Annotated in this window: 8 protein-coding genes, 2 tRNA genes and 3 rRNA genes; 9 read left to right on the forward strand and 4 right to left on the reverse strand. The window is 55.6% G+C overall.

Annotated features, from left to right (window positions below; all coding sequences use genetic code 11):
• Positions 1 to 139: 139 nt before the first annotated feature.
• Entirely contained in the window at positions 140 to 1,081 is a 942-nt protein-coding gene (locus OHL16_RS11830) for a branched-chain amino acid transaminase (protein WP_263367331.1), read from the reverse strand.
• A 158-nt stretch (positions 1,082 to 1,239) separates the two neighbouring features.
• On the opposite strand from OHL16_RS11830, the gene OHL16_RS11835 reads away from it, so the two are divergent.
• The 3 genes from OHL16_RS11835 to OHL16_RS11845 all read left to right on the forward strand — a co-directional run bounded on the left by OHL16_RS11835 (position 1,240) and on the right by OHL16_RS11845 (position 4,597).
• The gene (locus tag OHL16_RS11835) at positions 1,240 to 1,920 is read left to right on the forward strand and encodes a MarC family protein (RefSeq protein ID WP_263367332.1); all 681 of its coding nucleotides are present in this window, start codon (positions 1,240 to 1,242) and stop codon (positions 1,918 to 1,920) included.
• 406 nt (positions 1,921 to 2,326) lie between these two features.
• Complete coding sequence (locus tag OHL16_RS11840; RefSeq protein WP_263367333.1) at positions 2,327 to 2,905, forward strand: PEP-CTERM sorting domain-containing protein; 579 nt, start codon at positions 2,327 to 2,329, stop codon at positions 2,903 to 2,905.
• 273 nt (positions 2,906 to 3,178) lie between these two features.
• Positions 3,179 to 4,597 (forward strand): M48 family metallopeptidase, encoded by a 1,419-nt coding sequence (locus OHL16_RS11845; RefSeq protein ID WP_263367334.1) that lies wholly within the window; start codon positions 3,179 to 3,181, stop codon positions 4,595 to 4,597.
• Positions 4,598 to 4,621: 24 nt separating this feature from the next.
• Here the strand turns inward: OHL16_RS11845 and OHL16_RS11850 are convergent, their stop codons facing one another.
• Positions 4,622 to 5,176 (reverse strand): DUF4337 domain-containing protein, encoded by a 555-nt coding sequence (locus OHL16_RS11850; protein ID WP_263367335.1) that lies wholly within the window; start codon positions 5,174 to 5,176, stop codon positions 4,622 to 4,624.
• A gap of 900 nt (positions 5,177 to 6,076) precedes the next feature.
• Here OHL16_RS11850 and OHL16_RS11855 point away from each other — a divergent pair.
• The 5 genes from OHL16_RS11855 to rrf all read left to right on the forward strand — a co-directional run bounded on the left by OHL16_RS11855 (position 6,077) and on the right by rrf (position 11,645).
• Positions 6,077 to 7,576, forward strand: a 16S ribosomal RNA gene (locus tag OHL16_RS11855).
• A gap of 300 nt (positions 7,577 to 7,876) precedes the next feature.
• Positions 7,877 to 7,953: transfer RNA gene (locus OHL16_RS11860), tRNA-Ile, on the forward strand.
• Positions 7,954 to 7,988: 35 nt separating this feature from the next.
• Positions 7,989 to 8,064, forward strand: a tRNA-Ala gene (locus OHL16_RS11865).
• 377 nt (positions 8,065 to 8,441) lie between these two features.
• Positions 8,442 to 11,388, forward strand: a 23S ribosomal RNA gene (locus tag OHL16_RS11870).
• A 140-nt stretch (positions 11,389 to 11,528) separates the two neighbouring features.
• Positions 11,529 to 11,645: ribosomal RNA gene (gene rrf, locus OHL16_RS11875) — 5S ribosomal RNA — on the forward strand.
• Together the 16S, 23S and 5S rRNA genes with 2 tRNA genes alongside form the textbook arrangement of a ribosomal RNA operon.
• A gap of 102 nt (positions 11,646 to 11,747) precedes the next feature.
• Here the strand turns inward: rrf and OHL16_RS11880 are convergent.
• On the reverse strand, positions 11,748 to 12,059 hold the full coding sequence (locus OHL16_RS11880; protein ID WP_263367336.1) for a hypothetical protein: 312 nt from the start codon (positions 12,057 to 12,059) through the stop codon (positions 11,748 to 11,750).
• A 313-nt stretch (positions 12,060 to 12,372) separates the two neighbouring features.
• Here OHL16_RS11880 and OHL16_RS11885 point away from each other — a divergent pair, with 313 nt between their 5' ends.
• On the forward strand, positions 12,373 to 12,573 hold the full coding sequence (locus OHL16_RS11885) for a hypothetical protein (RefSeq protein WP_263367337.1): 201 nt from the start codon (positions 12,373 to 12,375) through the stop codon (positions 12,571 to 12,573).
• Between the two features lie 342 nt (positions 12,574 to 12,915).
• Here the strand turns inward: OHL16_RS11885 and OHL16_RS11890 are convergent, their stop codons facing one another.
• Positions 12,916 to 13,440: a hypothetical protein gene (locus OHL16_RS11890; RefSeq protein WP_263367338.1), complete on the reverse strand. Its 525-nt coding sequence runs from the start codon at positions 13,438 to 13,440 to the stop codon at positions 12,916 to 12,918.
• Positions 13,441 to 13,764 lie beyond the last annotated feature (324 nt).

Consider the following 13,764-nt stretch of genomic DNA (forward strand, 5'->3'; position numbering starts at 1 on the left):
GATTCCTTCGCTGCGCTACGGAATGACAACAAGAAAGGCAACGACAAGAGCGACAGCATTGACGTGCGAAAGAACTGAGTGCAAAAGCGAAACGAGGCAGCTTGTAAGGGCCGCCTCGTTTCGTTTATCTGGAATTGAGTTATACGTTTGCCGTCTCGACGACCTTGACGTTCACCGGCGTTAGCCAGTTGTGTCGGTCGGGCCTGAGGCCGTTGACGATGTTGAAGAACTCGTCGTGCAGCGCGGTGGTGATGGGGCCCATCTTTCCGTCGTTGACGAGGATGCGGTCGACGGAGCGGAGGTGTGTTACCTCGGCGGCGGTTCCGGTGAAGAAGGCTTCGTCGCAGATGTACAGGAGCTCGCGGGGCAGCGCCTGCTCAACGACTTCGATGCCGAGCTGCTTTGCCAGCGTGATGACGGAGTTGCGCGTGATTCCGTTAAGCACAGAGTTGGCCAGCGGCGTGGTGTAGAGGACGCCGTTGCGGACGAGGAAGAGGTTCTCGCCTGAGCCCTCGGAGAGATAGCCGTTGACGTCGAGCGCGATGCCTTCGGCGTATCCGTTGATCTCGGCTTCCATGCGGATGAGCTGCGAGTTCATGTAGTTCGCGCCGGCCTTGGCGAGCGACGGCATCGTGTTGGGCGCGAGGCGCGACCACGAGGAGACGCAGACGTCGGCGCCGTCGTTGCCGTGAACGTACTTGCCCCAGGGGAAGTTGGCGATGTAGACCTCAACGGGCGACTTGAGCGGATTGACTCCGACTTCGCCATAGCCGCGGAAGGCGATGGGGCGGACGTAGCAGGGAGCGATTCCGTTGGCTTCGATGACATCAATGACCGCAGCCGAGAGCTGGTCAACGGTGTAGGGAAGCGGCATGCGGTAGATCTTGGCGGAGTCGATGAGGCGCTGCATGTGCTCCTGCAGGCGGAAGACGCTGGCGCCTGAGGGCTGTGTGTAACAGCGGATGCCCTCGAAGATAGAGGATCCGTAGTGCACGACGTGGCTCATCACGTGGATCTGGGCTTTGTCCCAGGGGATGAGTTTGCCGTTGTGCCAGATGTTTGCTGTAGGTTGGACGGGCATGTAGGCTCCTTGGCTAAATTATAGCGAGTCAGGGGCGGCAAGCCGGAGAGTCGACCGGATTGGTGCGGGTTTGGTGAGTCATATGGCTTCGCTGACTTGCTGACTTGCTATGTTGCTGATTCGCTAACTCGCTGACCCGCATGGGAGAATGAAGAGTGATGTTCAATCCTCATTCTGTTGATCTTTCGCTGCTGGAAAAGTCAGTGTATGTGCGGTTCTCCGTGCTTGCGCTGAGCTCGATCTTCTTTCTGGTGGACCCGTTTGCGGCTCTGCCTACTTTTCTTGCGGTGACGGCGGGGAGCGACCAGGCGCGGCGGCGGCGGATGGCGTGGAAGGCGTCGCTGACGGCGCTGGTGTTTCTGAGCGGGTTTGCGCTGGGCGGGCAGTACATCTTCAAAATGTTCGGGATTACGTTGCCGGCGTTTGAGATCGCGGGCGGCGTGATTCTGCTGCTGATCGGGCTGGACATGCTGGAGGCGAAGCGGTCGGCGACGCAGGAGTCGAGCGAAGAGGCGACGGAGGCTGCAAGCAAGGAGGATGCGGGGATCGTTCCGCTGGGGATTCCGATGCTGGCGGGGCCAGGCGCGATTACAAGCGTGATGGTGCTGGTGGGGCAGGCGCAGACGAAGTGGCAGATGGTGGCGATCTTGTCGTCGATTGCGATTACGGCAGTGGTCTGCTACCTGGTGCTGGGGAACTCGGACCGCGTGGCGCGGGCGCTGGGTGAGACGGGAATTCGCATTCTGGTGCGCATCATGGGCTTGCTGCTGGTGGCGCTGGCGGTGCAGTATTTCGTGAATGGGATGGCAGACCTCGGTGTGATTACCAAGCCGTCGTGACTAGAGCCTGGCGGTTTTGGGCCCTGACGGAATTCTCGATCGGCTGCGGGTTTCATTCGCTCGCAAATAATGGCGGAGCCAATTGAGCCACCCCGCAAACATAAACGGGAGCTGTCTCCGTCGAGTTGCTGAAACCGACGTAATCCGGATTAGCGAAAATGGATGCCCCTTTCCCGGGGAAGGGACCGCAAGATGCTGCAAATTAGCAAAACGGTTGCGTATAGGGATAGGTGCTGCGCAGTGGGCCAAACATGTATCTATCCTTCACATTATAAATAGTTTACAAGGGGCGATGCTTGCAGGTTTTGATCGAGTTGGGGTTGGCCTACGAAATGCCTTCCTAAGAAAGAAGCATGTAGGTTTCTGTTGACACACAGACAGATAAACCCAAACGGAGAAGTCACTTATGAAGTTAAGTCTTGCAGTCGCCTTGGCTCTAGGAACCGTGTGCGCTGGCACCGCTTTCGGAGACACAATTGACTTTCGAGGTCCAAACGTTACCCTCGGTCATTCACAAGTCTATAACCCCGGCCCAAACAGCGTGACGGCATACGCCTTTGGTGGAAGTAATTTGCTCTATGCAAAGAATCAAGGCGGGTCAGAGCACGGATTGGGTATCGCCCGCAACAGCGACAATGAGATTACGAGCACGACCTTCATCCAGCTGGATCTCGCCAACATTTCAGGTCCATTTTCCTTTTTGATCGGCAGCACGCAGAATGTTGAAGGGTTCCATCTCTGCTTTTCGAACACGCTTGGTGTCCTAGGCGGCTGTGGGGATTTCCCTGATCCGGGCTCTGATCCATTTACGACTCCCAACTTTATAACGGGCGACGAGTTCGTCTCCATACAGGCCGACGGTTCAGGTACCGTCCTCCTGGATGGGTTGACAACCGCTGATGCGCCAGAACCGAGTTCTCTTTTGCTTCTCGGCACGGGAATCGTTGGGGCAGCCGGGGTTGTGCGCAGAAAACTTGCTGCTTAAGTCTTGTCCTTCCCTATAGGAGCCGCTCGAAAGGGCGGCTTTTCTATTGAGTTTTCCGCTCCTACAAAGACCTCACGACGCTCCCACGAAGAGCCAGCAACGAACTATTCTTAACCTACCCATAGACGACTAGCCGGGTTCGATAGAGTGTATCCGGGATGACTGAGGGTCACGGCGGGTTTGCGCATCTCATAAATTTCGGAGGCAAGCATGGATCGGGTAAGGGGACTGAATCGTTTTCTAGCTGGCTTGGTCCTGCTGAGTTGTATTGGCATGCCGTCGGCATGGGCACGGTTCCAACCGGTGACCTGCAAGAACGCCTTTACCGAGGAGCAGGAGATTACGGAAGGCCGCAAAGTGGCAGCGCAGGTCTTTCAGCAGATGCCGGTGTTGCCGGACAGCTCGCCGGTGTCGCAGTATGTCCGGCAGCTTGGAGCCAGGCTGGTTGCCCATGCTCCGGGGTACAAGTGGCCGTACGATTTCCACGTCGTCGCCAGTGAGGAGATCAACGCCTTTGCGCTTCCCGGCGGATCGATCTTCGTGAACATGGGGACGATTCGCGCGGCCGAGACCGAGGCGCAACTGGCAGGGGTGATGGCACATGAGACCTCGCACGTAGTGATGCGCCACTCGACCTGCAACCTCACCAAACAGCAGCAGATTGGGACGTTTGCAGGACTGGGGCAGCTGGGGGCGGCGATTCTTCTGGGAGACGGTGCGCTGGGCTCGATGGCGACAAAGGGAATCGGCATTGCAACCGGCCTAAGCTTTCTGCGAATGTCGCGCGACTACGAGAAGCAGGCCGATCTGCTGGGGACCGGAATTCTATACGACACCGGCTACGACCCACGCGGAATGCCGCAGTTCTTCGAGACGATTGAAGCTAAGTACGGACAGGGCGGAGCGCAATTGCTGAGCGACCACCCAAATCCTGGGAATCGCACGCAATATGTGACGGCTGAGATTGCGACGCTGCCCCCGCAGCAGAACCCGAAGGTGACCTCTGCTGAATTCACGCGGGTGCGGGCCCTGGCCATGAAGGAGCAGGTCTACACGGCGAAAGAGGTGGAGACGGGGGCGTGGCGGCAGACCGGACACTATGCAGCCGTGGCGGGCGGACCCGCGCAGGTGATCGCTGGTCAGGCTGTGCAGGCGACTGGAGCCTCCGGCACTGGTGTGAGGCTGAGTCGCAGCGCGTTGGGGCTGAGCGATAACTTCGTGACGATTCAGGGGAGCGGGTTTGCGGTGAGCTGTCCCGCAAGCTGGCAGAAGGGGACCGGCCAGAACGGGAGCGTAGCCCTGGTGCCGCAGAATGGCGCCGGGCAGGCAGGGATCGCATACGGCGTGGTCATCGACGGCGCGAGGTGGAAGGGTGGCGTGGGGGATGCGAACTCGCTGGAGCAGGCGACGAAGGCGCTGGCGCAACAGTTGAGCCGGGACAACGGCGGGTTGCAGCAGGCGAGCCGGATCTCGTCCATCAACGTCAATGGGCGGATGGGAAACTCGGTTGAGCTTCGTGGAAAGTCTCCCGTGGTCGACGGAGGGAGTGCCCTTGCTGAGCGGGACTGGCTGGTGACGGTCGCACGTCCGGATGGCGACGTGAGCTACCTGGTCTTTATTGCGCCGGAGCCTGATTTCGAGGCGATGCGGCCAGTCTTTACGGCGATGCTGCAGAGCTTCCGAGTGCGATAGCTCGGTAGTTCACACCAGACCTACCTAATGGACGAGCAGGGCTGAACTCGCTACAAGGAGCCCTGTGGCTCCCAGAGCAATCCCAAGGACGAAGTAGGTCCGGTTGCGCGTAAAGAGCGTGATGGACGAGAGGACGACGGCGATCTGGAGGAGGGCCTCGCCAAGATCGTAACGGGCGGCTTTCTTCTCGGCACTGGAGACCTCTGCTTCGTACTCGCGCGCTTGCTGCTGCTCTTCGGCCAGATCGGACTTCCACTTGGCGATGTGGGCGTTGTACTCGTCAATTTTGGACTTTACGCGGGCGGGATCGCCGGAGGGCTGGAGGGCGAGAATATCGGTGGTGACCTGGAGGTTGTCCATGCGGATCTTCTTGGCCTGGTACTCGTTCCATGTGTCGCTGGCGCGGGCCTCCATCAGGACGGCCTCGGTGTGGGTGCGATGCCCGAGTACAGTGACCATGGCGACGAGAACGGCGAGGACGGAGATAGCGAGCGAGATGGATCTAATCGATCCTCCGCCGCCCTCGTTGGCTTCCCTGAGGTGCTCGGAGAACTCCTGTATTTCGTGGGGCTCAGGCATTGGGGGGATTGTAGGACGATGGGGCCAGAGGTGGCCAGTAAGATTTTTCAAGATTGTTAAAGCCGCGTCGTTATTGGTCGAAACGCAGTTTTCATCAGGAAATTGGAGATATTAACAGGCTGAGAGCTTGCACAGCAGGGCGTCCGTTGATAATCTCAGGAAGTCGCAACGAGATGCGGGCTTGCACGGAAGTGAAAAGCACGATAATCTCGGGAAGTCACAAAGGGAAACGGGCTTGCACGGAAGTGAAAAGCACGGTACTCTGAGTGAGTAAGACAGCTTCGCACCTGGGCGCTATTTTGAGGCCGTAAGCAGGGAAGACGGAGCGCAGTCCAAGCGTTTGATCCGGCAATGAGCCTGAGTGCCAGCCGCCACCAAACCCAAGCCACTGCAAGTAAAAGTTTTCAAGGGACTTAGGTCCCGCGGCAGATTATGCGCCGTTTCGATGTTTTGACATCTTGTGCTGAGCGAACTATGGACCGATTGAGGTCGCCGCTAGCGATTTTCTGAGAGCAAAACCGCTCTCAGAAAAAAGTGAGAAAGTGGTTGACACGAACTGCAAGGTTCGATAATCTTGGAAAGTTCGCTAAAACGTCGAACGCCGCAGAGAGGTATGTGCAGAGGCAAGCAAGAGGGCCCTGCGAGCGGCAAATCAAGACGACAACAGCGCAAACAAGTTCGAGGACACGACTCAGGCTTTGAGCCGAGTAGGTCCTTGATCCAAAGCTGCCCGCTTAGGTGGATGCAGTCAGGATCTTTGACAACATAGTTGAACGTGCCAGTCGTGAGATGATGCGAAATTTGGTTTAGTCATTCTCACTAGTTATATCCTCCACTCCTTTCGAGCGAGTGGGGGCGTCTGACTCCCGGACCTCCGTCCTGGGAGCGGACACACCAAGATTAAACGAGAGTTTGATCCTGGCTCAGAATCAACGCTGGCGGCGTGCCTAACACATGCAAGTCGCACGAGAAAGTGGAGCAATCCATGAGTAAAGTGGCGCACGGGTGAGTAACACGTGAATTATCTACCTCCGAGTGGGGAATAACTGAGAGAAATCTTAGCTAATACCGCATAACACTTACGAGTCAAAGCAGCAATGCGCTTGGAGAGGAGTTCGCGGCCGATTAGTTAGTTGGCGGGGTAATGGCCCACCAAGACGATGATCGGTATCCGGCCTGAGAGGGCGCACGGACACACTGGAACTGAAACACGGTCCAGACTCCTACGGGAGGCAGCAGTGGGGAATTTTGCGCAATGGGGGAAACCCTGACGCAGCAACGCCGCGTGGAGGATGAAATCCCTTGGGATGTAAACTCCTTTCGATCGGGACGATTATGACGGTACCGGAAGAAGAAGCCCCGGCTAACTTCGTGCCAGCAGCCGCGGTAATACGAGGGGGGCAAGCGTTGTTCGGAATTATTGGGCGTAAAGGGCGCGTAGGCGGTTTGGCAAGTCTTATGTGAAATCTTCGGGCTCAACTCGAAGTCTGCATGAGAAACTGCCGGGCTTGAGTATGGGAGAGGTGCGTGGAATTTCCGGTGTAGCGGTGAAATGCGTAGATATCGGAAGGAACACCTGTGGCGAAAGCGGCGCACTGGACCATAACTGACGCTGAGGCGCGAAAGCTAGGGGAGCAAACAGGATTAGATACCCTGGTAGTCCTAGCCCTAAACGATGATTGCTTGGTGTGACAGGTACCCAATCCTGTCGTGCCGAAGCTAACGCGATAAGCAATCCGCCTGGGGAGTACGGTCGCAAGGCTGAAACTCAAAGGAATTGACGGGGGCCCGCACAAGCGGTGGAGCATGTGGTTTAATTCGACGCAACGCGAAGAACCTTACCTGGGCTCGAAATGTACAGGACAACGGTAGAAATATCGTCTCCCAGCAATGGGTCTGTATATAGGTGCTGCATGGCTGTCGTCAGCTCGTGTCGTGAGATGTTGGGTTAAGTCCCGCAACGAGCGCAACCCTTATCTCCAGTTGCTACCATTTAGTTGAGCACTCTGGCGAAACCGCCTCGGATAACGGGGAGGAAGGTGGGGATGACGTCAAGTCCTCATGGCCTTTATGTCCAGGGCTACACACGTGCTACAATGGCCGGTACAAACCGCTGCAAACCCGCGAGGGGGAGCTAATCGGAAAAAGCCGGCCTCAGTTCGGATTGGAGTCTGCAACTCGACTCCATGAAGCTGGAATCGCTAGTAATCGCAGATCAGCATGCTGCGGTGAATACGTTCCCGGGCCTTGTACACACCGCCCGTCACATCACGAAAGTGGGTTGCACTAGAAGTCGGTGCGCTAACCGCAAGGGAGCAGCCGCCCAAGGTGTAATTCATGATTGGGGTGAAGTCGTAACAAGGTAGCCGTAGGAGAACCTGCGGCTGGATCACCTCCTTTCTAAGAGAGAACGTCATGGCACTCAGCTACGTCTCGCGATCGCGAGCAATCCTTGAGATTGAGTAGTCTGGGATGTTGTCATGTACCGTCTCCGGTCATTACGTTTACCGGAGATGAGCCTGAACTAAACCTTCTCTTTGTCGATATCTTCAACATCGATGGTCAGAGGCAGCGTAGCTGCCTCGCACGTTCAACTGTGTCCTCGAAACCTTTTCGAGAGAGCTCGACTTTGAGCCGCGGTATCCGCGAGTTCAACAACAGAGCAGCATGCGATTCGATGCCTGGCATCGGCGCGGTGCCGGGCCTGTAGCTCAGTTGGTTAGAGCGCACCCCTGATAAGGGTGAGGTCGGTAGTTCGAATCTACCCAGGCCCACCACTTTTATCGCAGCCATCAGGTAAACTGATGGTGATGGGGCTGTAGCTCAGTTGGGAGAGCACCTGCTTTGCAAGCAGGGGGTCAACGGTTCGATCCCGTTCAGCTCCACCATCCAACTCTCGAAGTTTGGTTTTATCAAGCGATGTCTGCTTGAGGTTGAGGCTCTGCGAAAGCGGAGTTTGAACCTTGAGCAGGAATGCTCGAGCCGCCTGAGGGCGCGATAGCGACAACGCAGCGATGCGGTTCGCTCGACGATTTTTGACAACTGAATAGATTGGGTAAATATAACTACAAGGCTGAGCAGCATGTCTTCGGGTTGTTTCCGGAGAAAGCTGTCAATCAGTGTTGAGTGTCTTTAGAATATTCGTATCGACGATTAGGTCTCAGTAAGTTGAAGATCTGGTTGGGCGATACAGGCGAATGGACAAACGTAGATTGCTCTGTAAGTCGCAGAGGTAGTTGCTCTGCTGCGTGCGAGTAAATTCTATGGTCAAGCTACTAAGGGCGCACGGTGGATGCCTTGGCAGAAACAGGCGATGAAGGACGTGGCAAGCTGCGATAAGCTTCGGGGAGCCGCACACAGGCGTTGATCCGGAGATTTCCGAATGGGGAAACCCACCTAGGCAAAACCTGGGTATATCCAACTGAATTCATAGGTTGGAATAGGCGAACGGAGGGAAGTGAACCATCTCAGTACCTCCAGGAGGAGAAAGAAACCTCGATTCCGAAAGTAGTGGCGAGCGAAATCGGAACAGCCCAAACCCGTACTATTTCGGTAGTTCGGGGGTTGTAGGGCCTGCAACAGTAGAGTTACCAATCTGGTCGATAGTCGAAGCTTCTGGAAAGGGGCTCCATAGAGGGTGACAGACCCGTAGACGAAATTGATCCAGACTCGAAGCAGGTACCTGAGTAAGGCGGGGCACGAGAAACCCTGCTTGAATCCACGGGGACCATCCCGTAAGGCTAAATACTCGTTTCTGACCGATAGTGAACCAGTACCGTGAGGGAAAGGCGAAAAGCACCCCATTGAGGGGAGTGAAAAGTACCTGAAACCGTGTGCCTACAAGCAGTGGGAGGACTATGCCCGTAAGGGAATGTCTGACCGCGTGCCTATTGCATAATGAGCCGGCTAGTTATTCTTGTCAGCAAGGTTAAGCGTGAGCGAGCCGCAGCGAAAGCGAGTCTGAATAGGGCGATAAGTTGGCAGGAATAGACGCGAAGCGGGATGATCTACCCTTGGCCAGGTTGAAGATGGGGTAACACCCATTGGAGGACCGAACCGGTGTTTGTTGAAAAAAGCTCGGATGAGCTGAGGGTAGGGGTGAAAGGCTAATCAAATTCCGTGATAGCTCGTTCTCTCCGAAATAGCTTTAGGGCTAGCCTCGGGTGATTTGGATTGGTGGTAGAGACATGGATGGACTAGGGGGCTTTCCGGCTTACTGAATCCAATCAAACTTCGAATGCCAATTACAACCAGCCCGGGAGTCAGACTGTGGGGGCTAAGCTTCACAGTCGAGAGGAAAACAGTCCAGACCGCCTGCTAAGGTCCCCAAATTACAGTTAAGTGGGAAAGGAAGTCGGAACGCTCAGACAGCCAGGAGGTTGGCTTAGAAGCAGCCATCCTTTAAAGAAAGCGTAATAGCTCACTGGTCAAGCGGTCCGGTGCCGACAATACAACGGGGCTAAAACTGTATACCGAAGCAGCGGATGCACACCTATGGTGTGCGTGGTAGGAGAGCATTCTCACAGCGATGAAGTCAGACTGAGAAGACTGATGGAGCGTTGAGAAGAGACCCTGCCGGCATAAGTAGCGATAAGGAAGGTGAGAACCCTTCCCGCCGAAAGTCTAAGGTTTCCTGAGGAAGGTTAATCCGCTCAGGGTTAGGCGGTCCCTAAGTCGAGGCCGAGAGGCGTAGACGATGGACATCCGGTTAATATTCCGGACCTCCCAGTTTTTCGTTAGCACGATGGGGTGACGCAGAAGGATAAGCAGGGCCTCCTATGGCTATGGGGCTCGATGCGCGTAAGCTGGTTTCTCTAGGCAAATCCGGAGAGACTTAACAGTGAGGCGCAAAGCAGTAAGCCGAATGGCTGAAAGCTGCCGATTTCATGCTGCCAAGAAAAACCTCTAAGGAGAGAGATTGGGAACCGTACCACAAACCGACACAGGTAGACGAGGAGAATATCCAAAGGCGCTCGAGTGAAAGCTTGTTAAGGAACTCGGCAAATTAGACCCGTAACTTCGGGAGAAGGGTCGCCCCCTGGGTGCAAGCCCGGGTGGGCCGCAGTGAAGCGCGTACGGCGACTGTTTAACAAAAACACAGGTCTCTGCAAAGTCTAAAACGACGTATAGGGGCTGACTCCTGCCCGGTGCCGGAAGGTTAAAAGGAGAGGTTAGCCGCAAGGCGAAGCTTTGAATTGAAGCCCCGGTGAACGGCGGCCGTAACTATAACGGTCCTAAGGTAGCGAAATTCCTTGTCGGGTAAGTTCCGACCTGCACGAATGGAGTAACGATCGTACGACTGTCTTAACGAGTTGCTCGGCGAACTTGTAGTACCGGTGAAGATGCCGGTTACCCGCAGCTAGACGAAAAGACCCCGTGCACCTTTACTATACTTTTACTATGGGTTACGGCAATTGCTGCGCAGGATAGGTGGGAGGCTTTGATATCGGACTTTCGGGTTCGGTGGAGCCAACGGTGAGATACCACCCTGCGATTGTTGTGACTCTAACCTACTCCCGTGATCCGGGAGAGGGACATAGTAAGACGGGTAGTTTGACTGGGGCGGTCGCCTCCTAAATTGTAACGGAGGCGCGCGAAGCTACACTCAGGTCGTTTGGAAATCGACCGTCGAGTGCAAAGGCATAAGTGTGGTTAACTGCGAGACCTACAAGTCGAGCAGATGCGAAAGCAGGCCTTAGTGATCCGGTGGTTCTGTATGGAAGGGCCATCGCTCAACGGATAAAAGGTACGCCGGGGATAACAGGCTGATCATTGCCAAGAGTTCATATCGACGCAATGGTTTGGCACCTCGATGTCGGCTCATCGCATCCTGGAGCTGTAGAAGGTTCCAAGGGTTAGGCTGTTCGCCTATTAAAGCGGTACGTGAGCTGGGTTCAGAACGTCGCGAGACAGTTCGGTCTCTATCTGCTGTGGGCGTAGGAGATTTGAAGAGGGCTGTCCTTAGTACGAGAGGACCGGGATGGACGAACCTCTTGTGTTCCAGTTGTCTTGCCAAAGGCACGGCTGGGTAGCGAAGTTCGGTTGTGATAACCGCTGAATGCATATAAGCGGGAAGCACGCTCTAAGATGAGATCTCCCAACCCGTAAGGGAAATGAAGGGCCCAGGAAGACCACCTGGTTGATAGGCTGGAGGTTGAAGCGCAGTAATGCGTGTAGCTTACCAGTACTAATCGCCCGTTCGGCTTGTCCATAGAATTTACTCTGCGCAGTGAGCGTTTGTTAGTTCGCTGTTCTGATGATTCTCGACACAAGCCATGTAGTTATACACCAAGTAACGTCTACTCAATCTATTCAGTTGTGGAAGATCGCGCGAGCGAGATTTCTCAAGTTTGCCGGTGAGTTTACCGCGAGGGTCACACCCGTTCCCATCCCGAACACGGAAGTTAAGCCTCGTTGGGCCGATGGTACTGCACGCGAAAGTGTGTGGGAGATTAGGTGATCGCCGGCATTAATTTAGAAGCCCCATCTTTTCGAAGATGGGGCTTTTTCATTTGGTGTGCTTTGAGTTTTGTCTCTCTCGAGCTAGAGATATTGATTTGGGGAAGACCGGTCAGTTGGCAACCACCTGATGCTTTGCGAGATCTACAGTGACAAGGTCGACGCGAGATTGCGTGACGCTTGACTTGGAGACTTGATGGAAACCAATTGTCAGGTGTTCTTTGTCGACAGTCACTCTCAGATATCCATAGGTCGTGTCGTCATAGTGTTTCAGGATGAGCTTCTTTGCCTGGACCGCGGGTTTCCTGGCTTCCAGGTAGCTGACGTCTGCGCCGTAGTTAGGCTCCTGAGCAGGCTCTCCGCGGCGGCCTTTCACCATGCGATTTACATTGTGACCGCCGTTGCCGCACACGATGAAAGGCACTTCGATATCGTTTGTGCCGAAGTGTATCGTACGAGCGAAGCGTTGATAGTTGTGAGCGTGTCCTGAGAGAACGGCATGAGTGGGTAGACTCCCTGCTGCGCGCAGATTGTATCGAGGAACTGACAAAGTTCTAAGTCGTCTTCGTCCGTTTCAACTGCCCGTCTTTTCTAACTTTTGGGACTGCCTTGGCAGCTTCCATGCTGGTTGGTGGACTGGCGATGAGCCTCTGAAGGACGGCATCGAATTTGGCTTTATGTACGGTAATGTTCTGATTCACTGCGCTATTCTAGTGCTTCCCTCTATGCTGCCACCCATGAAACGTCGGCGGTTCTCTATATCCTCGGCTGTGGTCGCCATGATATTCCTCCTCGTCCTGCCCTACATCGTGGTGCGGGAACTCTGGACGCTCGATCTGGCCGACCGGATCGGCACTGTGGTCCTGGTGACCTTCTTGGTTTTGCTCGGCATTGGAGCCGCCTTCCGGGGTAAGCCGTTCAGTGAGATTGGCGACTAAATGGTAGCGTGGTTCCAGAACGGTCTACGTGGCAAAGGTTGGAGAGCATACCGATGGCAAAGAGCCTCTTCCCCCATTTTCCTCGGTTCCCACGCGGACCCAGAACCCTTGTCCTCCCCTGCCCAGAGTGTGGTAAGCAGAACTCCTTCGTCATCTCCGAGGTCAAGAAACACCTCAAGCCCGCACCTGAGACCCCCATCCTTGCCCACTGTGGTTGTAGTTTTTCGCCAAAGGAGGTTCTCCATCAATTGCAGGATGAACTCATCAGGCGACGCGGGATAAACCCACCCAAACTCAGCGAGTAACGCCCTCATCTTCGAAAAGTCTCTGCGACGAAATCGGTCAAGCTGTGTCGTCGGGCAGGGCGGCGGTTTCCTCCTTCAGGCCGTGGAGTCTGATGAAGTCATATTCGCGTTGGAGGCGCTCGGCCGTTTCCTTGTCGGGGGTGAGGGCGAGGTAGGTTGAGGGGAAGGCGATGTCGAGGCCGTCGGGCGAGGTCGCGATCGTACGAACGATTTCCTCGGGCTTGGGCTTGGGGGCGAGGGTGCGGGCGTTGGTGGAGGCGAGCTGCAGGCCGTAGAGGAGCGCGGTGGCGCGCTGGGGTTCGAGATCTCCGGTGGCCAGGGCATTGACCACGAGGGAGATGGCGAGCTGGATGGACTCGGCGTCTTCGACGGGGTGGAGCTGGATGTGGCGGCCGCGGATGAGGTACCCCTTGGTTTCCTCGGTATAGCGGAAACGCTTGTGGCGTTCGTGGAGGCGGTCGTGGAAGTAACAGTACGAGCTACCACCGTACTGCATGGCCGGGGACTGGCACTGGGTTCCGTTGGTCTTGAGGTGGCGGCAGAGCTGGACCTTCATCTTCATGGCTTCTCCTTGGCGAGTCCTTGGGGTCGCTGTGGGGGGGGGGTGCCCCCTCCCCCCGTGTCGCGTTAAAAGTCAAATGGTTGCAATGGCTTAGCGAATTTGCGTTCGCTAAGATATTGCAACCAAAGGGTTTAATGCTCAAAATCTTGATTCTAAAAGGGAAAGCCCCGGGTTCGCCCGGGGCTTTCTGGTCACTATTTCTATTGTACAGAATTAGAGAAACTACTCTGCCACTTGGAAGTGGTTTTGTTTGATGGGGTTAAGTGGTTTTGGGGCTTGACAGGATTTTCTGTGGAAAACGTTGGCGGCACGTAGGGGCTGTTG

Source organism: Edaphobacter bradus, from assembly GCF_025685645.1.
Lineage (GTDB): Bacteria > Acidobacteriota > Terriglobia > Terriglobales > Acidobacteriaceae > Edaphobacter > Edaphobacter bradus.